Raw genomic sequence first — 19,191 nt, forward strand, 5'->3', positions numbered from 1 at the left:
CGCGGCGGACCGCCTGCTCGCCTCGCGCCTCGGCGCGGCCGCAGCGGACCTGGTCTCGCGCGGGGAGTTCGGGGTCATGGTCGCCTCACGCGGTGAGGACACCGAGGCCGTGCCGCTCGCGCAGGTCGCGGGCAAGGTCAAGCTCGTCCCGCAGGACCACGCGTGGATCGCGGCCGCACGGCAGGTGGGCACGGGCCTGGGCGACTGACCGGGCCGGGTGCGGCTACAGCGTGCGCAGCCAGCTCAGGGTCGCGTACGCCTGCGCGCGCTGGAACGCCCGCAGGTTGGGGATCCCGGGCGGGGGTGGCTGCACGCTCCCGAACGCGAAGTAGCCCGCGAGCCCCGCGAGGCAGGACCGCAGCTCGTCGTCGGACACCCCGATCGACAGCTCGTGCCCGCGGAACAGGAGCGCGGGGTCGCCGCCGCCCTGCAGTGCGACGCTCGGCAGCATGAACGCGAGGTCCAGCCACGGCGCGCCGACGCTCGCGTGCGGCCAGTCGATGAGCCAGACCCGGCTGTGGTCGTCGTCGATCATCACGTTGTCCGCGCGCAGGTCGCCGTGCACGAGCGCGTCCCCCGCGCACGCCGGCAACGAGTCCTGCTCGAGCAGGACGAGGCGCTCGAGCGAGTCGACCGCCCACCGGCCTGTCGTGCCGCCCTCGCGCGCGAGCTCGTCGAGCGCCGCGCCGTCGCCCGCGGCGAGGTGGCGCCAGCCCTGGAAGTCGTCGGCGAGCTGGTCGTCGGTGCGCGGCAGGCTGTGGCCGACGAGCGGCTCGGCGTCGGCGAGGCGGCCGATCGTGGCGAGCACCTCGCCCAGGTCGTCGGGCCGCCAGGGCAGCACGGGCGAGCGTCCGTGCACGGCCTCGAAGCCGAGGACCACCCAGTCGCCGTCGTCGTGCGACCACAGCAGGCGGGGGGCGGGGACCTCGGGCGGCAGAGCGGCCGCGTTGCGGATCTCGGCGCGCGCGAGCTCGGGCGAGTGCGGGTTCTGCTCGGGGGAGACCGCCTTGACGAAGACGTCCCGACCGTCGGCCAGCTCCAGGACCGCCGCGAAGCCGGGGGAGAACCCGCTCGTCGCGTCGGTCTCGGCGCTCACCTGAGCGCCTGCGAGGTCGCCGATCCGGGCTCGTACGGGTCGGGGGAGGTCGCGCCAGGTCAGACGCTGCCCGCTGAAGGCGAGCGGCATGGCCAGGACGTCGTCGTCGGCGCTCACGGCGGACATCCTGCCAGGTCTTCGCGATGGTGCGCGGGATGTCCAGGTGCGCGCGGACCACCCGCGGCGCGGCCGTTCGTAGACTCGTGGGGTGACTGCTCGCCCGGCGGCGGCTGCCGCGTCGTATCTCGACCACGCGGCGACCACGCCCATGCTCCCCGCGGCGGTCCGGGTGCTCGAGTCCGAGCTCACCCGGACCGGTAACCCGTCGTCCCTGCACGCCTCCGGACGGGCCGCGCGACGCGTGGTCGAGGAAGCACGCGAGCGGTTCGCGGCGGCGCTCGGCGCGCGCCCGAGCGAGGTGCTGTGGACGTCCGGTGGGACCGAGGCGGACAACCTCGCGATCAAGGGGCTGTTCTGGGCACGGCGCACGCACGACCCGGGACGGCGGCGCATCCTCGTCTCCGCGGTCGAGCACCACGCCGTGCTCGACCCGGCCTTCTGGATGGCCGAGCATGCGGGCGCCGAGCTCGTGCTGCTCCCCGTCGACTCGGACGGCGTGCTCGAGGTCGACGCGCTGCGCGCCGAGCTCGAGGCGAACGGCGAGCACGCCGCGCTGCTCTCGGTGATGTGGGCCAACAACGAGGTGGGCACGCTGCAGCCGCTCGCCGACGTCGTCGCGCTCGCGCGGCGCCACGGCGTACCGGTGCACGCCGACGCCGTGCAGGCCGTCGGCCAGGTGCCCGTGGACTTCGCGGCGAGCGGGCTCGACGCGATGACGGTCTCCGGGCACAAGCTCGGCGGCCCGGGCGGCACGGGGGCGCTCCTCGCGCGGCGCGGGCTCGAGCTGACACCCGTGCAGCACGGCGGCGGTCAGGAGCGCGGCGTGCGGTCCGGGACGCTCGACGCCGCGCTGCTCGCGTCGTTCGCGACCGCGGTCGACGAGGCCGTCGCGGCCCGTCCCACGCACGCGCCGCGCGTGGCCGCGCTGCGCGACGAGCTCGTCGCCGGGGTGCGCGCGATCGACCCGACCGCGGTGCTGCGCGGCCCCGCCGACGCCGAGCGGCGGTTGCCGGCGAACGCGCACTTCACGTTCCCGGGCTGCGAGGGCGACTCGCTGCTGTACCTCCTGGACTCGGCGGGCGTCGAGGCCTCGACGGGCTCGGCGTGCCAGGCGGGAGTCCCGCGGCCGTCGCACGTGCTGCTCGCGATGGGTGTCGACGAGGACGACGCGCGTGGGGCGCTGCGGTTCTCGCTCGGGCACACCTCGACGTCCGACGACGTCGCGGCGCTGCTCACCGCCCTGCCGGCGGTGCTCGAGCGGGCGCGCGCCGCGGGTCTCGCGGGCTCGTCGTCCGCGCGGGTGGGGGTGGCCTGAGTGCGCGTGCTGGCCGCCCTGTCCGGCGGGGTCGACTCGGCCGTGGCCGCGGCGCGCGCGGTCGACGCGGGCCACGAGGTCGTCGGGGTGCACATGGCGCTGTCGCGCACGCGCGACCAGTTCCGCACCGGGTCGCGGGGGTGCTGCTCGATCGAGGACGCGGGGGACGCGCGGCGCGCCGCGGACGTGCTCGGCATCCCGTACTACGTGTGGGACCTGTCGGAGCGGTTCGAGGAGACGGTCGTCGCCGACTTCCTCTCCGAGTACGCCGCGGGTCGCACGCCGAACCCGTGCGTGCGGTGCAACGAGCACATCAAGTTCGCGACGTTGCTCGACAAGGCGCTCGCGCTGGGCTTCGACGCGGTGTGCACCGGGCACTACGCGCGCGTCGTCGAACGGCCCGACGGCACGCGTGAGCTGCACCGAGCGCTCGACGCCGCCAAGGACCAGTCGTACGTGCTCGCGGTGATGGGCCCCGAGCGCCTCGCGCGGTCGATGTTCCCGCTCGGGGACGTCGCCTCGAAGGAGGAGACGCGCCGCGAGGCGGCCGCGCGCGGGCTGTCTGTCTCGGCCAAGCCGGACTCCTACGACATCTGCTTCGTCGCGGACGGCGACACGCAGGGGTTCCTGCGTGACCGGCTCGGTGCGCAGCCCGGTGAGGTCGTGGACTCCTCAGGAGCGGTCGTCGGGACGCACGACGGCGCGTACGCGTACACGGTCGGTCAGCGGCGCGGGCTCGCGCTGGGTCGTCCCGCGCCCGACGGCAGGCCGCGGTACGTGCTCGCGGTCGAGCCCGTGCGCAACCGCGTGGTCGTCGGCTCGTCCGACGAGCTCGTCGTGGACCTCGTGCACGCGGACCGGGCCGTCTGGTACGACGACGTGGCGCACGACCCGGCGCGGTGGGCAGCGGCTGCGCTGAGCGTGCAGGTGCGCGCGCACGGCGCCCCGGTGCCGGCAGCGTTCGAGCTCGCCGAGCCCGACCGGCTGAGCGTGGCGCTGCGCGCACCGCTGCGCGGCGTGGCGGCGGGCCAGTCGGTCGTCGTGTACGACGGCACGCGCGTGCTCGGCCAGGCGACCGTGACCGGGGCCGAGCGGACCTCGCACGTGCTGGCGGGCTCCGCCGCCGTGGCCACCGCGTGATCGGGGTCAGCGGCACCGGGGGCTGGCCCGGCCAGGACGTGCTCGAGGCGCAGACGGTCGTGGTGGGCGACCTGGTCGACACCCCGTCGGAGGTGCAGGGGCTGCCGTTCGAGGTGCACCTGCCCGCGCGCGGGCCGGGGGCCACGCTCGTCGGACGTGCGCTCGGCCTGCTCGTCGAGCTGCCGGCCGAGCTGGGCCCGCACGGCTGGAAGCTCGCCGACCGGCCCGGGAGCGACCTCACGCGCACGCGGGCGCTCGCACGTGAGGACCTCGACGCGCTCGCGGTCGCGGGCCACGGGTACGTCGGGCCGCTCGTCGTGCCGGTGCTGGGCCCGGTCACGCTCGCCGCGTCGGTCTACCTGGCGCGCGGCGACCGCGCTCTCGCGGACCCCGGCGCGCTGCGCGACCTCGGCGACTCGCTGGCCGCCGGGCTCGTCGAGCACCTCGCCGCGATCGCGCGTGCGGTGCCGGGTGCCGAGCCGGTCGTGCTGCTGCACGAGCCGATGCTCGCGCAGGCGGTCGCGGGCGTGCTGCCCTCGTTCTCCGGGTATGCGCGGCTGCGCGCGGTGCCTGGTCCGTCGGCCGCCGAGCGGATCGGCTCGGTCGTGTCCGCGGCGCGCGGGGCCGGGGCGCGCGCGGTCGTGCACGGCGGCGCCGCATGGACCACGGTCCCCGCGATCCGCGCGACGGGCGCCGACGGGATCGCGCTCGAGGTCGAGCCCTTGGGCGAGCGCGGGTGGGAGCGGGTCGCCGAGGCCGTCGAGGCCGGGCTGCAGCTCTGGGCGCACGTCCCGCCGCAGCGTTCGTCGCAGTGCGCGGGACCGGACGCCGTCGGGCAGGCGCGCTCGGTGACGGGGCCGTGGCGCTCCGTGGGACTGCCCGCCGCGGGGCTCGACGACGTGGTGCTGCTCGTGGGGGACCAGCCCGGGGGAGCCGACGACGCGCGCGGCGCGCTCGCGGGAGCGGTCCGTGCGGCGCGGGTCGTCGCGGAGGCCGTGCACGGGTGACGGGCGCACGGGTGAGCGCCGGTGGGACGTAGGCTGCTGCGGCGCGAGAGACGCGCGACGAACGGGGTGAGGCGTGAGCGAGCGACGTGACGGTACGCGCAGGGGCAGGCTCGGCGGGGCGGCGGCGCTCCGGCTGGACCTGAAGCACCCGGGCACGCTGCTCCTCGCGAGCGGCGCCGCGATCGTCGGGATCGTCCTGCTCCTGATCACGCTCGTGACGCTCGGCGCGCAGTCGATCGAGGCGTCGGGGCTCGGGAACGTGCCGTGCCTCGTCGCCGTGAGCGACGAGGTCGAGGGTGCGTCGGTCGACAACCACGTGCTCCCCCCGAAGACGACGTGCACGTGGCAGCCGGACGGCGGCGCGAGCGAGACCGTGGTCGTCGCGGAGCCCTCGGCGGCGATGTTCTGGACGGGTGCCGTGCTGTTCCTCGGCGGCGCCGGGACCTGCGTGGGCGTGCTGGCCGCACCGCGTCTGCGTCGCTGACCCCCGCGCGTCCACAGGTGCGGCGCGACGTGCCGCGTGTCGGTGGGGACGGCGACAATGGGCGCGTGACCGACGCGCAGCCCGCCGAGACGACCGACACCACTGTGCCGCCGCACGAGCCGCCACCGGACGCGGTGCCCGCAGAGGCCCGGCACCGGTGGGACGAGCTCGCGGAGCAGGTGCGCACCGATCAGTTCGCGTACTACGTGCGGGACGCCCCGTCGTCGTCGGACGCCGAGTACGACGCGCGGATGCGCGAGCTCGCGCAGCTCGAGGACGCGTACCCCGGCCTGCGCACGCCCGACTCCCCGACGCAGATGGTCGGCGGGACGTTCTCGACCGAGTTCGCGTCGGTGGACCACGTCGAGCGCATGCTCTCGCTCGACAACGCGTTCTCCGACGAGGACGTCCACGCCTGGGCCGAGCGCGTGCAGCGCGACCTCGAGACCGACGAGCCGCCGCACTACCTGTGCGAGCTCAAGATCGACGGCCTGGCGATCGCCCTGCTGTACGAGAAGGGCCGCCTGGTGCGCGCCGCGACGCGCGGTGACGGGCGCACGGGCGAGGACGTGACGCTCAACGTCCGCACGATCACGACCATCCCGGACGTCCTGGCGGGTGATCCCGCCGCTCATCCGGAGCTCATCGAGATCCGCGGCGAGGTGTTCCTGCCGGTCGAGGCCTTCGCCGAGCTCAACGCCGCGCAGGTCGCGGCGGGCAAGCCCCCGTTCGCCAACCCGCGGAACGCGGCGGCGGGCTCGCTGCGGCAGAAGGACCCGCGGGTCACCGCGTCGCGCCCGTTGCGGATGTACGCGCACGGCATCGGCGCGCTGCGCTGGGCGCAGGGCACGCGCCCGGCCGACGTGCTTCGCCAGTCGCAGGTGTACGACCTGCTGAGCGGCTGGGGCGTGCCGACGTCGTCCCACACGCGCGTCGTGCAGGGCCTCGACGGCGTGCGGGAGATGATCGCGTACTACGGCGAGCACCGGCACGACGTCGAGCACGAGATCGACGGCATCGTCGTCAAGGTCGACGAGATCACGCTGCAGCGTCGGCTCGGGGCGACGAGCCGTGCGCCGCGCTGGGCGATCGCGTACAAGTACCCGCCCGAGGAGGTCAACACCCGCCTGCTGGCGATCGAGGTGGGGATCGGGCGCACCGGGCGCGCGACGCCGTTCGCGGTGATGGAGCCCGTCGTCGTCGCCGGCTCGACCGTGCGCCAGGCCACGCTGCACAACCAGGACGTGGTCAAGGTCAAGGGCGTGCGCATCGGGGACATGGTCGTGCTGCGCAAGGCAGGTGACGTGATCCCGGAGATCGTCGGCCCCGCGCCGCGCGCGCCGGGTGACGACGTGCCACGCGTCGAGTGGCAGATGCCGAGCGACTGCCCGGCGTGCGGCACGCCGTTGCGCCCGATGCGCGAGGGCGACGTGGACCTGCGGTGCCCGAACGCCGAGACCTGCCCGGCGCAGGTGCTGGGCCGCGTCGACCACATCGGCTCCCGGGGTGCCCTCGACATCGAGGCGCTCGGTGAGGTCACGGCCGCGGCCCTCACCCAGCCGGACGTCCCGACGACACCCCCGCTGCGCACGGAGGCCGACCTGTTCGACCTGGTCGGGTACCCGGCGGACGCGCCCGACGAGGTGCGGGATCGCGTGCGGGCGGAGAGCCTGGCCCGCCTCGCCGAGATCGAGGTCGTGGTGCGGGACCCGGAGACGGGCCTGCCGCGCGAGGACGAGGACGGCAACGTGCGGCGCCGCACGCCGTTCCGCAGGCGCCTGACGTGGACCAAGGCGCAGCGCGCGCGGGCCGACGCCGAGGGTCGCGAGCTGCGCGACTGGGAGCCGTCCGAGGCGGCGCGCACGCTGCTCGACCAGCTCGACCTGGCCAAGGGCAAGGAGCTGTGGCGCGTCATCGTGGCGCTGAGCATCCGCAACGTCGGCCCGACGGCCGCTCGTGCGCTCGCTCAGGAGTTCGGCTCGATGGCCGCGCTGCGCGAGGTGCTCGAGGGCGACCCGGCGGCGGCGGCCGAGCGCCTCGCCGCGGTCGACGGCGTGGGGCCCACGATCGCCGCGTCGCTCGTCGACTGGTTCGCGACGCCGTGGCACGCCCAGATCGTCGACCGCTGGCAGGCGGCGGGCGTCGTGATGGCCGACGAGGCGGTCGAGGGCGCGCCCCGCACGCTCGAGGGCCTGACGGTCGTCGTCACCGGGAGCCTCGAGCGCTTCTCGCGCGACGAGGCCAAGGAGGCGATCCTCGCGCGCGGCGGCAAGGCGTCGGGGTCGGTCTCGAAGAAGACCGACTTCGTGGTCGTCGGCGAGAACGCGGGGTCCAAGGAGACCAAGGCGCGCGAGCTCGGGCTCACGATCCTCGACGAGGCCGGGTTCGAGCGTCTGCTCACCGACGGGCCGGAGGCACTCGCGTGACCGCGCCGACCCTGACGTCGCCCGGGCCGCCCGGCGCCACGACCGAGATGGCGTGCTGGCCACCGCTGCGCACGGCGACGACGTCCGACGGATGGCGCGTGGGCCTGTCCCGTGGCGTCACGCGGCGCGCGAACAGTGCGGTCGCGCTGCAGGCTCCGGCCGACGTGATGCGCGCTGTCGACGAGGTCGAGGCGCTCTTCGCGGGCGAAGGGCTGCCGGCGGTGATGCGCACGGGCGTGAGCGCGCTGGACCGGGTGGTCGACGCCGAGCTCGACCGTCGTGGCTGGGCGACGCGCGCCGTGACGGACGTCCTCGCGCGGGGGCAGGACCGTGACGGCCGGGACGCGGACGCCGGGGCTCGGTCGGCGCTGGCCGTGACCGTCGCGCGCGAGCCCGACGAGGACTGGCTGGACGCTTACCTCGCGGTCAAGAGCGCGGGCCGGCACCGGGAGGTCCTCAGCGCGATCCTCGCGGGTGGCGACGCGTGGCACCTCACTGCGCGGCAGGGCGAGGAGGTCGTCGGGGTGATCAGGGTCGCGCGGGCCGACGGCTGGGCGGCCCTCTCGTGCCTCGCGGTGGCACCCGGTGCGCGCCGGCGTGGGATCGGGCGTGCGCTCACCGCCGACGGCATGCGCCTCGCGCGTGAGCACGGTGTCACGCGCACGTTCCTCCAGGTCGAGCGCAGCAACGCCGGGGCGCGTGCCCTGTACGACGCCCTGGGCTTCGTGCCCGTCGACTCCTATCGCTACCGCGAACAGCCGAGCACCACGGCGTGAGCGGTGGCGCTCGGGGTACCCGCGCCCTGCAGGCATGACCGGTGGCGCGGCCGGCCGCCCGGCGGCGCGCTGGTCCGCTCCGATAAGTCGATCCACAGACCGCCCACGGCGTCGGCACCGGCTCTGCCATACTGCTCCGTTACTCACGTCAGGGGTGGTCTTGGCATTCGCCGGCGGCGCCCCAGGGGTCTGACAAGCAGGAAAGGGACAGTCGTGACGGTCTTCTTCGTGGTCGGCGCCATCGGTCTGGTGCTGCTCGTGCTCTCGCTCGTCGTGGGCGAGGTCTTCGAGTCGTTCGAGATCGGCGACGGCGGCATCTCCGGGCTGGCCGTCGGGATCGGCGCCGTGGTGTTCGGCGCCTCGGGCGTCCTGGCGCTGTCCTCGGACCTCGACGTGATCTGGGCGTACGTCATCGCGGTCGCGTTCGCGATCGCGGCCGGTCTCGTCGCCCAGCTCATCGTCAACCGGCTCGCGGACTCCGAGGACGCTCCACCGCCCCCTCTCGAGGGGGCGTACGGGGTGCTCACGGCGACCACGGGCCCTGAGGGCGGCGAGGTACGGCTCGAGGGCGTGCGCGACCTGGAGAGTCGTCTGGCGTGGGCCGACGAGCCGCTCGAGGCGGGCACGCGCGTCGTCGTCGTGGGTGTGTCCGGATCTCGCGTGCACGTGACGCGGGCCTGACGCCGCCCGCGGCCGGGTCCATCGCACCACCGGGACGCTGCCCCACCGGCACGTCTCGCCATCGAGTCATCGACCGAACCCACCCACCCACGGGGTTGCCGTGGCAGGACAGGAAGGAGCCCGGGGCGACCCGGACACCATGCCCGACTTCATGCAGGACGGCTCGGCGGTCATCGCCGTGCTCGCTCTCGTCATCGCGTTCTTCGCGGTCATCGCCCTCGTCACCAAGCGCATCCGTCGCGTGCCGCCGAACGAGGCGCTCGTCATCGTCGGTCGCGGAGCCGGCAAGAACGCGGGAGACGGTGGCCAGCGCGTCGTCGTCGGCGGTCGCGTCTTCATCTGGCCCGTGCTGCAGCAGGGGTTCCCGATCTCGCTCGAGCAGCGTCAGATCGGCATCACGGTCGAGGGCGTCGACAAGAACCGCATCAAGCTCGCCATCAAGGCGTCCATCAACTTCAAGGTCCGGGGCGACGAGGAGGGCGTGCGTCGCGCGGCGCAGCGCTTCCTGTCGCAGCAGGCGACGCTGACCGACGTGATCAAGGAGTCGCTCGAGGGCTCGCTGCGCTCGATCATCGGCGACATGACGATCGAGCAGATCATCAGCGACCGCAAGTCGCTGCAGGACGGTGTGGTCGCCTCGACCAAGACCGACCTCGCGGAGCAGGGCCTGCAGGTCGACCTGCTCAACATCTCCGACATCTCGACCCCGGGCTCGGACTACCTCGCCAACCTCGGTCGTGCCGAGGCGGCGCGTGCCCGCCAGGTCGCCGAGGTCAAGGAGGCCGAGGCGCAGCAGGTCTCCGAGTTCGCGAAGATCGTCGCGGCCGAGGCGATCGCCGAGCGTCAGCGCGACCTCGCTCTGAAGCAGGCGACGATCAAGGCCGAGACGGACCGCGCCAACGCCGAGGCCGACGCGGCCGGCCGGCTCGCGCGGGCCGAGCAGGACAAGCTGGTCGCGCTCGAGGAGCGCGCGGCGCTCGCGGAGAAGGCGAAGGTCACGGAGGAGCAGCTCGACATCGACGTGCGCAAGCCGGCCGAGGCGGCGGCGTACGCCGCGGTCCAGCAGGCGGCGGGTGAGCGCGACGCGGCCAACGCGGCGACCGAGGCGGACGCGTTCAAGCGCACGCGCATCGCCGAGGCGAACAAGGTCGCGGCGGTCAACGACGCCGAGGCAGCCGCGCAGGCCACGATCCGCGCGGGCAACGCCGAGCGCGACCGTCAGCTCGCCGAGGCGCAGGCGCTCGAGGCGCTCGGTCTGGCGCGCGCCGCGGCGGCGAAGGCCGAGGGTCTGGCGACGGCCGAGGCGACCAAGGCCCAGGCCGAGGCGCTGCGCGAGCAGGGCGAGGCGATCCTCGCCCAGCAGGTCATCGCGGTCCTGCCCGAGATCGTCAAGGCTGCGGCCGACCCGATCTCGGCGATCAAGCAGCTCACGGTCGTCTCCACCGACGGCGCCTCGGCGGTCACGAAGACCGTCGGGCAGGTGCTGGGCGAGGGCCAGGAGGTGGTCAAGTCGCTCACGGGCATCGACATCGCCTCGGTGCTCTCGGGCGCGGCGGGCGGCATCGCCTCGGGCGTGCTCAGCACGCACGCGGGCAGCAGCAGCAACGGAGCCTGACCGGACGAGCGACGAGGGGCTCAGCCCGTGCGGCGGGCGAGCCCCTCGTCGAGCTCGTCGAGGATGCGTCGGCACTCCTCGACGTCCCAGGGCGTGCCGGCGAGCTCGAACTCGAAGAGGATCGGCCGCCCGGAGCGCTGCGCGATCTCGCGCGCGGCCTTCTGGTAGTACCGGCCGAAGTTGCGGTTTCCCGAGCCCATGACACCGACGAGCGCACGGCGGTTGCGCTCGGAGCGCAGGAATCGGCGCACGGCCTCGGGGATGGTGTCGTTCGCGTCGTTCCCGGTCTTGTACGACGGGGTGAGCAGCACCCACGGCCCGTCGACCTCGCTCAGCCGGTGCTCGCGCTCGGCGAGGTTGAACGCGGGTCGCTCGAGCCGCTCGGCGAACGTGCGGACGAGGCCGCTCGAGGACGAGTAGTAGTAGACCGGGGTGCGACGCACGCCTGCGAGCATCGCCGCCCGTGCGCCGCGTCGCTCGGGCACATGGTCCCGGTCAGGTCGATACTGGGCGCGTGATCACACGTGAGCTCGCCCTGCGCCTGCGGGGCACCGGCCTGCACTGGCACCCGGTGTCGGGTGACCGGTTCGGCGTGCTCGTCGACGGCGTGGACGAGATCTTCACGGTGAGCGACATGACCATCCAGGCGCACGACTACCCGACGGGCACGGTGCTGGGGTTCAACGGCACCACCGAGTGGGCGCTCGACTCGGTGTCGCTGCAGGACGCGGTCTGGCTGCCGCGCGAGGACCAGCTGCGTGACCTGCTCGGCGGCACGTTCCGCTCGCTCGCGCGGTCGACCGACGGTTCCTTCCAGGTGCTCGTCGAGCTGGCAGGGCGCCCGGAGCAGGTGTTCACCGCCGACCGCGCCGAGGACGCGTACGCCCTCGCGCTGCTGTCTCTGATCGAGGCGGCCGTCGACCGACGGTGAGGCCCCACTAGACTCTCGGCCATGTCCACCCTCTCTCGCGACGAGGTCGCGCGTGTGGCGGGGCTGGCCCGGATCGACCTGACACCCGCCGAGCTCGACCGGCTCGCGGGTGAGCTCGACGTCATCGTCGAGTCGGTCGCGCGCGTGAGCGAGATCGCCACGCCGGACGTGCCGGCCACCAGCCACCCCCTGCCGCTGACGAACGTGTTCCGAGCCGACGTGCCCGAGCCCCCGGTCGACCGTGACGCGGTGCTCGCCGCGGCACCGGCCGCGCAGGACGGCAAGTTCCTGGTCCCGCAGATCCTGGGGGAGGACGCATGAGCGCCGACCTGACCCGGATCTCCGCGGCGGCCCTGGCCGACAAGCTGCAGGCGGGCGAGGTGTCGAGCGTCGAGGCGACGCGCGCGCACCTGGACCGCATCGCGGCCGTCGAGCCCGCGGTCCACGCGTTCCTGCACGTGTCCGACGAGGACGCGCTCGCGACGGCGGCCGACGTGGACGCGCGCCGCGCAGCGGGCGAGGACCTGCACCCGCTGGCCGGCGTGCCGATCGCCGTCAAGGACGTCGTGGTGACCAAGGGCGTCCCGACGACCGCGGGCTCGAAGATCCTCGAGGGCTGGGTCCCGCCGTACGACGCGACGCTGGTCGAGCGCATCAAGGCCGCAGGCCTGCCGATCCTCGGCAAGACGAACATGGACGAGTTCGCGATGGGCTCGTCGACCGAGCACTCCGCGTACGGCAACACGCACAACCCGTGGGACCTGGACCGGATCCCGGGCGGCTCGGGCGGCGGCAGCGCCGCGGCCGTGGGCGCGTACGAGGCGCCGCTCGCGATCGGCACGGACACCGGCGGCTCGATCCGCCAGCCGGCCGCGGTCACGGGCACGGTGGGCGTCAAGCCCACGTACGGCTCGGTGTCCCGCTACGGGCTGATCGCGCTCGCGAGCAGCCTGGACCAGGCGGGTCCGGTGACGCGCACGGTGCTCGACTCGGCGCTGCTGCACGAGCTCATCGGCGGGCACGACCCGCGTGACTCGACGTCGATCGCCGAGCCGCTGCCCGACCTCGTCGGCGCGGCGCGCCTCGGTGCGCTGGGAGACCTGTCCGGCGTGCGCGTGGGCGTCATCACCGAGCTGCAGGGCGAGGGGTACCAGGCGGGTGTGCTGGCCCGGTTCCACGAGTCGCTCGAGCTGCTGCAGCGCGCAGGCGCCGAGATCGTCGAGGTCTCCTGCCCGCACTTCACGTACGCGCTCGCGGCGTACTACCTGATCCTGCCCGCAGAGGCGTCGAGCAACCTCGCGAAGTTCGACGGCATGCGGTTCGGCCTGCGGGTCGAGCCGAGCGAGGGACCGGTGACGGCGGAGCGCGTCATGGCGGCGACCCGCGGCCAGGGCTTCGGCGACGAGGTCAAGCGGCGCATCATCCTCGGCACGTACGCGCTGTCCGCGGGCTACTACGACGCCTACTACGGCAGCGCGCAGAAGGTGCGCACGCTGATCCAGCGCGACTTCGCGGCCGCGTTCGCGCAGGCCGACGTGCTCGTCTCGCCCACGGCGCCGACGACCGCGTTCAAGCTGGGCGAGAAGCTCGACGATCCGCTGGCGATGTACCTCAACGACGTCGCGACGATCCCCGCGAACCTCGCGGGGGTCCCGGGCCTGTCGCTGCCCGCGGGCCTGTCGGACGACGGCCTGCCCGTCGGCTTCCAGGTGCTCGCACCGGCCAAGGCCGACGACCGCCTCTACCGGGTGGGTGCGGCGCTCGAGGCGCTGCTCGAGAACGAGTGGGGCGGCCCGCTGCTGGCCAAGGCCCCGGAGCTGGAGGTGGCGCGATGAGCCACGCAGTCGTCGACCTGGTCGACTACGACGACGCGATCGCACGCTTCGACCCCGTCATCGGGATCGAGGTGCACGTCGAGCTCGGCACACGCACGAAGATGTTCGACGCGGCGCCGGCCGGGTTCGGCGAGGAGCCGAACACGTCGGTCACGCCCGTGTCGCTGGGCCTGCCGGGCAGCCTGCCGGTGGTCAACGGCACCGCGGTCGAGTACGCCATCCGGATCGGGCTCGCACTCAACTGCTCGATCGCGCAGACCTGCCGCTTCGCGCGCAAGAACTACTTCTACCCGGACGTCCCGAAGAACTTCCAGACGTCGCAGTACGACGAGCCCATCGCGTACGACGGCCACGTCGACGTCGAGCTCGAGGACGGCACGGTGTTCCGCGTCGAGGTCGAGCGCGCGCACATGGAGGAGGACGCCGGCAAGAACACGCACGTCGGCGGCAGCACGGGCCGCATCCACGGCGCGGAGTACTCGCTGGTCGACTACAACCGTGCGGGGATCCCGCTGGTGGAGATCGTGACGCGCCCCATCACGGGTGCGGGTGAGCGGGCGCCCGAGGTGGCGCGCGCGTACGTGCAGACCCTGCGTGACCTGTTCCGTGCGCTGGAGGTCTCCGAGGCGCGCATGGAGCGCGGCAACGTCCGTGCGGACGTGAACGTGTCGCTGCGTCCGACGCCGCAGAGCCCGTTGGGCACGCGGACCGAGACCAAGAACGTGAACTCGTTCCGCTCGGTCGAGCGCGCGGTCCGCTACGAGATCTCCCGGCAGGCCGCGGTGCTCGACGCGGGTGGCGCGGTCGTCCAGGAGACCCGGCACTGGCACGAGGACACCGGCACCACGACGAGCGGGCGCGTGAAGTCCGACGCCGAGGACTACCGGTACTTCCCGGAGCCCGATCTCGTGCCGATCGCGCCGGACCGGGCATGGGTCGAGGAGATCCATGCGGCGCTCCCGGAGCTGCCCGCGGCTCGTCGTCGTCGCCTGCAGGGCGAGTGGGGCTTCGCGGACGCGGAGATGCGCGACGTCGTCAACGCGGGTGCGATCGAGCTCATCGAGGCGACCGTGGCGGCCGGCGCGGCACCGGCCGCGGCGCGCAAGTGGTGGATGGGTGAGCTGGCCCGCACCGCCAAGGAGCGCGAGGTCGAGCTTGCCGAGCTACCGATCACGCCCACGCAGATCGGTGCGCTGCAGGCCCTCGTCGACGCCGGACGGATCAACGACAAGCTGGCGCGCCAGGTGCTCGAGGGCGTGCTGGCGGGGGAGGGCGACCCGGAGCAGGTCGTCGTCGCGCGCGGGCTCGAGGTCGTGTCCGACGACGGTCCGCTCCTCGAGGCGATCGACGCCGCGCTCGCCGCGCAGCCGGACATCGCCGAGAAGATCCGGTCGGGCAACCTCGGGCCGGTCGGCGCGATCATCGGTGCGGTGATGAAGGCGACGCGTGGCCAGGCCGACGCGGGCCGCGTGCGCGAGCTCGTCCTCGAGCGCGTGTCGTCATGATCGAAACTTTCTAGATCGCCGCGGCTGGCGCCGCTCGATCGCCACGAAGCCCCCGGTCGGCCGTCAGCCGATCGGGGGCTTCTTCGTGCGCCCCACCACCCACGTCGGGTCGCGACTCATGCCTGGTACGTGCCGAGTTGTGCGTGCTTGGCCGCGCGCTCGTGACCTCGTCGATGTCAGCGCGGCGCATGTCGCCCTGGAACGGTATCGAAATCGTTACCGAAAGATCGCCCCGTCAGGAGCGATACCGGGCTAGCCTCGCGCCACCGAGAACGGTCCACGTCACGCAAAGGAGCGTCGATGTCTACTCATTCCCAGGTACGCGGAAGGCGAAGGGTGGCGAGTCTCGCCGCTCTAGCCCTGCTGGCAGCACCGCTGACAGCCGTGGTGGGCGCGGGTGCCGCGACCGCGGCGGACGGTCCGACCGCCTTGCTCGCGGCCGACTTCGACGACGGGACCTCCGGCGGACTCGTGCAGTCCGGTGCGGACGGCACCTACGTCGACCTCGGCGACGGCAACAAGGTCTACCAGGTGGTCCGCGGGGCCAGCTTCGACGGTCTCGAGACGCCCGAAGGCCTGCTCGCGGGCCTCGAGCCCGGGACGGTCGTGACCATCTCGGCCGAGGCACGCATCGTCGACGGCGACACCAACGTCGGGGCGCGCTGGGTCACCAAGCCTGCCTACGAGTGGCTGGCGAGCAGCACGTTGACCGACGAGTGGACGACTGTCACCGCGGCCTACACGGTGCCGGAGACCGGCGCCCAGTCCTCGTTCTTCTTCGGCACGGGCCCCTACCCGGAGCCGGAGCCCGCGCTGGCGTTCACCTACCAGCTCGACGACGTCGTCGTGACCGCGACCCCCGTTCCGGCGAGCGAGCCGACGGTCATCCTCAGCAACGACTTCGAGTCGACCATCGCCCCGTGGGGCGGCCGGGGATCGACCGTTGTCGCCACGGACACCGAGAAGCACGGCGGAGCCAAGAGCCTGTCCGTCTCCGCGCGCAGCGCGAACTGGGCGGGGACTCAGGCGACGCTGACGTCCACGCTCGTCGAGGGCACGCCCTCCACCGTGTCGGCCTGGGTCAAGCTCCCGGCGGGCACTGCGGGCACCACGTCGATCAAGCTGACGGCGCAGACCAACAGCGGCGGCGACGACTCGTACGCGACCGTGGCGACCGCGACCGACGTGACCGACCAGGAGTGGGTCGAGCTCTCCGGGACGTACACGCGCCCGGCGGGTCTCACGTCGGTCATCCTGTACTTCGAGGCCGAGGACATCGGCGAGGCTCACCCGAGCTTCCTCGTCGACGACGTGCTGATCACCGGGCAGGCTGGCGACGACTACGTCGAGACCGACCCCGACTTCGTCAAGGGTGGTGCGCTCAACCCGGTCACGACGCCCGTCGAGGCCGCGCGCGGCACGACGAAGACGAGCGCGCTCACGTTCGACGACGGCCCCAACGGCGCGGCGACGACCGAGCTCCTGGACTTCCTCGCGGCCAACGACGTGCACGCCACGTTCTGCGTGATCGGCCAGAACGTCCAGGCCCCGGGCGGCGCCGACATCCTCAAGCGGATCGTCGCCGACGGCCACACGCTGTGCAACCACTCCACCGACTACGACTCGATGGACGCACTGAGCAAGCAGCAGGTCGCTGACAAGCTCAAGCAGAACCTGCAGATCATCCGCACGGCGCTCGGTGACCCGAACGCCGAGGTTCCGTACTTCCGCGCACCGAACGGCGCGTGGGGGCAGACGAACCAGGTCGCGGTCGCGCTCGGCATGCAGCCGCTCGCGGTGACGAACCTGATCTTCGACTGGGACGGTGCCGAGAACGCCGGTGACGAGGCCAAGCTCACGGCCGCGCTGCGCAGCACGATCACCTCGAACCCGGGCGAGATCGTCCTGGTCCACGACGGCGGTGGCAACCGCACCGCCGGGGTCAACGCGGTCAAGACGGTCGTCGCCGAGCTCCTCGCCGACGGCTGGACGTTCACGCTGCCGGCCGGCGGCGCCGCGCCCAAGGGCGTCACGCTCGTCGAGTCGGACTTCGAGGACGGCACGCTGCAGGGCTGGTCGGCACGCGACGACGGCAACGGTGTCGCGACGCTCGCCGTGCAGGACGAGGTCGCGCACGAGTCGACCTACGCCGCGCGCGTCTCCGACCGCACGTCACAGGGCCAGGGCCTGCAGTTCCCGGTCACCGAGAAGGCGACCCCCGGCGCGACGTACGACGTCTCGGCGTGGGTCAAGTTCGAGGGCACGCCCGGTGACATGACGCTGTCGTCCCGGACGCTCACGGGGGAGACCCAGAGCTTCTCCAACCTCGTGCAGTTCACGGGCCTGTCGTCGAGCCAGTGGGTGCACCTCACGGGCACGTTCACCATGCCGGCGTTCGCGGACGCCGCGGAGCTCTACTTCGAGACCGCGTGGGCGCAGGGTGAGGCGGGCAACACCTCAACGTTCGTCATCGACGACATCCTGGTGCGCTCGACGCCGCCGTCGCAGATCGAGGACCTCACCCCGCTCAAGGACACGGTGACGTTCCCGGTGGGCGTGGCGATCGACTCGCGCGAGATGGCGGGCTCGGCCTCCGAGCTGCTGCTCAAGCACTTCAACCAGGTCACGGCCGAGAACTACATGAAGGTCGAGGCGTGGTACGCCGAGGAGGGCGGTGTGGACACGTTCCGCATGCACTCCGAGGCCAAGGCGCTGCTCGACTTCGCGCAGGAGAACGACCTGCGGGTCTACGGCCACGTGCTCGCCTGGCACGGCCAGACGCCGCAGTGGTTCTACGAGGACGACGAGGGTGCGCTGCTCGCTCCGGACGCGATGCGTCAGCGGCTGCGGGACCACATCTTCAACGTCGCACGCACGATCGCGGAGCAGTACGGGCCGTTCGGCTCGGACACCAACCCGATGGTGGCGTGGGACGTCGTCAACGAGGTGATCGACGACGGCACCGGGTACGCGGACGGCATGCGCCGCTCCACGTGGTACCAGATCCTCGGTGAGAGCTTCGTGGACTCGGCGTTCGAGTACGCGAACGAGGCCTTCAACGACGAGTACGCCGCCGAGGGCGTCGAGCACCCGGTCGCGCTGTTCATCAACGACTACAACACGGAGCAGACGGGCAAGCGCGGGCGCTACAAGGCGCTCGTCGAGCGCCTGATCGACCGCGACGTGCCGATCGACGGCGTGGGCCACCAGTTCCACGTCGCCCTCTCGACGCCGGTCAGCACGCTCGGCGCCGCCCTGGCCGACTTCGACGGCATGAAGAAGGCCGACGGCACGAACCTGCTCCAGGCGGTCACCGAGCTCGACGTGTCGGTCGGCTCGGCGGACACGGCCAAGGCCATCGACCAGGGTTACTACTACCAGGCGGCGTTCGACTCGTTCCGTCAGTACGCCGAGGACCTGTTCTCGGTGACGGTCTGGGGCCTGACCGACAGCCGGTCGTGGCGCGCGTCGAACAACGGCAAGCCGTTGCTGTTCGACGACTACTTCAAGGCGAAGTACGCCTTCTACGGTGCCGCCGGCCTCGACCTGCCGCCGGCGCTCCGCAGCGCGAACGCGTTCGCGGCCGACGCCGGTGGCGACTACACGGCGACTTCCGCGCAGTGGAAGCGTCTGCCGCTGCACACCGTCGGTGAGAACGCGAGGTTCCAGCTGCGCTGGTCGGCCGACCGGCTCACGGCGTACGTCGACGTGGACGACACGACGGTGGACGCGACCGACGCGGTGACGTTCGTGACCTCCGAGGGTGCGGTGAGCTTCGGCCGTGACGGCGAGGGTGACCTCGACGGCGTGGCGACCGAGCGCGAGGGTGGCTGGACCGCCGTCGTGCAGGTGCCGCTCAGCGGTGCCGAGCGCGGGGATGTGGTCGACCTCGACGTGCAGGTGGTCGACGGCGACGACAGGGCGACGTGGAACACGCCGGGTTCGCTGGGTTCGGTGTCGCTCGTCGAGGAGCTGTCGTACCTCGAGGTGCCGGCCACGACGACGGCGCCGACGATCGACGGCACGGTCGACGCGGCCTGGGCCGGCGCGAGCTCGGTGCAGACACTGAAGGCGACGTCGGGCTCCGGCGGTGCCATCGGCACCTTCCGCACGCTGTGGAAGGACAACCTGCTGTACGTCCTGGCGGACGTCGCAGACCCGGTCGTCGACACCACGGGCAGCGACCCGTGGATCAAGGACTCGGTCGAGATCTACGTCGACGGCGGCAACGTCAAGAACGGCTCGTACCGGTACGACGAC

At 73.0% G+C, this 19,191-nt stretch carries 15 protein-coding genes and 1 pseudogene; 14 read left to right on the forward strand and 2 right to left on the reverse strand.

The annotated features are described in order from the left end of the window. Positions 1–208, forward strand: a pseudogene (locus tag CWIS_RS19515) (6-phosphofructokinase); the annotation flags it as partial. A 15-nt stretch (positions 209–223) separates the two neighbouring features. Here the strand turns inward: CWIS_RS19515 and CWIS_RS13165 are convergent. Beyond that, complete coding sequence (locus CWIS_RS13165) at positions 224–1,213, reverse strand: phosphotransferase family protein (protein WP_369796581.1); 990 nt, start codon at positions 1,211–1,213, stop codon at positions 224–226. 91 nt (positions 1,214–1,304) lie between these two features. On the opposite strand from CWIS_RS13165, the gene CWIS_RS13170 reads away from it, so the two are divergent. From CWIS_RS13170 to CWIS_RS13205, 8 genes are all read left to right on the forward strand, one after another. Further along, entirely contained in the window at positions 1,305–2,531 is a 1,227-nt protein-coding gene (locus CWIS_RS13170; protein ID WP_255352763.1) for a cysteine desulfurase family protein, read from the forward strand. Beyond that, positions 2,532–3,671 carry a tRNA 2-thiouridine(34) synthase MnmA gene (gene mnmA / locus CWIS_RS13175; RefSeq protein ID WP_048343772.1) on the forward strand — a complete coding sequence of 380 codons (1,140 nt, stop codon included), beginning with the start codon at positions 2,532–2,534 and terminating at the stop codon, positions 3,669–3,671. Then, the gene (locus CWIS_RS13180; protein WP_048343773.1) at positions 3,668–4,678 is read left to right on the forward strand and encodes a hypothetical protein; all 1,011 of its coding nucleotides are present in this window, start codon (positions 3,668–3,670) and stop codon (positions 4,676–4,678) included. Before mnmA ends, CWIS_RS13180 begins: the two co-directional genes overlap by 4 nt. 73 nt (positions 4,679–4,751) lie before the next feature. Further along, positions 4,752–5,162 carry a hypothetical protein gene (locus tag CWIS_RS13185; RefSeq protein ID WP_048343774.1) on the forward strand — a complete coding sequence of 137 codons (411 nt, stop codon included), beginning with the start codon at positions 4,752–4,754 and terminating at the stop codon, positions 5,160–5,162. A gap of 104 nt (positions 5,163–5,266) precedes the next feature. Beyond that, the gene (gene ligA, locus CWIS_RS13190) at positions 5,267–7,588 is read left to right on the forward strand and encodes an NAD-dependent DNA ligase LigA (protein WP_048343804.1); all 2,322 of its coding nucleotides are present in this window, start codon (positions 5,267–5,269) and stop codon (positions 7,586–7,588) included. Continuing rightward, a complete protein-coding gene (locus CWIS_RS13195) occupies positions 7,585–8,364 on the forward strand; it encodes an N-acetyltransferase (RefSeq protein WP_053071731.1) in 780 nt (259 codons plus the stop codon). Before ligA ends, CWIS_RS13195 begins: the two co-directional genes overlap by 4 nt. A gap of 213 nt (positions 8,365–8,577) precedes the next feature. Next, entirely contained in the window at positions 8,578–9,045 is a 468-nt protein-coding gene (locus CWIS_RS13200; protein WP_048343775.1) for an NfeD family protein, read from the forward strand. Between the two features lie 151 nt (positions 9,046–9,196). Then, on the forward strand, positions 9,197–10,660 hold the full coding sequence (locus tag CWIS_RS13205; RefSeq protein WP_053071737.1) for a flotillin family protein: 1,464 nt from the start codon (positions 9,197–9,199) through the stop codon (positions 10,658–10,660). 20 nt (positions 10,661–10,680) lie between these two features. Here the strand turns inward: CWIS_RS13205 and nrdI are convergent, their stop codons facing one another. Further along, positions 10,681–11,103, reverse strand: coding sequence for a class Ib ribonucleoside-diphosphate reductase assembly flavoprotein NrdI (nrdI, locus tag CWIS_RS13210; RefSeq protein ID WP_053071738.1), 423 nt, complete (start codon positions 11,101–11,103; stop codon positions 10,681–10,683). A 71-nt stretch (positions 11,104–11,174) separates the two neighbouring features. Between nrdI and CWIS_RS13215 the strand changes: the two genes are divergently transcribed. From CWIS_RS13215 to CWIS_RS13235, 5 genes are all read left to right on the forward strand, one after another. After that, positions 11,175–11,591 (forward strand): hypothetical protein, encoded by a 417-nt coding sequence (locus CWIS_RS13215; protein WP_048343777.1) that lies wholly within the window; start codon positions 11,175–11,177, stop codon positions 11,589–11,591. A 21-nt stretch (positions 11,592–11,612) separates the two neighbouring features. After that, on the forward strand, positions 11,613–11,912 hold the full coding sequence (gene gatC, locus CWIS_RS13220) for an Asp-tRNA(Asn)/Glu-tRNA(Gln) amidotransferase subunit GatC (RefSeq protein WP_048343778.1): 300 nt from the start codon (positions 11,613–11,615) through the stop codon (positions 11,910–11,912). Continuing rightward, entirely contained in the window at positions 11,909–13,426 is a 1,518-nt protein-coding gene (gene gatA, locus CWIS_RS13225) for an Asp-tRNA(Asn)/Glu-tRNA(Gln) amidotransferase subunit GatA (protein ID WP_048343779.1), read from the forward strand. The genes gatC and gatA overlap by 4 nt, the downstream gene beginning before the upstream one ends. Beyond that, positions 13,423–14,931, forward strand: coding sequence for an Asp-tRNA(Asn)/Glu-tRNA(Gln) amidotransferase subunit GatB (gene gatB / locus CWIS_RS13230; RefSeq protein ID WP_048343780.1), 1,509 nt, complete (start codon positions 13,423–13,425; stop codon positions 14,929–14,931). Before gatA ends, gatB begins: the two co-directional genes overlap by 4 nt. Positions 14,932–15,267: 336 nt before the next feature. Further along, a partial coding sequence (locus CWIS_RS13235; protein WP_197080849.1) for an endo-1,4-beta-xylanase occupies positions 15,268–19,191 on the forward strand: 3,924 nt, incomplete at its 3' end.

The sequence above is a fragment of the Cellulomonas sp. A375-1 genome (assembly GCF_001040865.1).
In the GTDB taxonomy this organism is placed as follows: Bacteria; Actinomycetota; Actinomycetes; order Actinomycetales; family Cellulomonadaceae; genus Cellulomonas; species Cellulomonas gelida.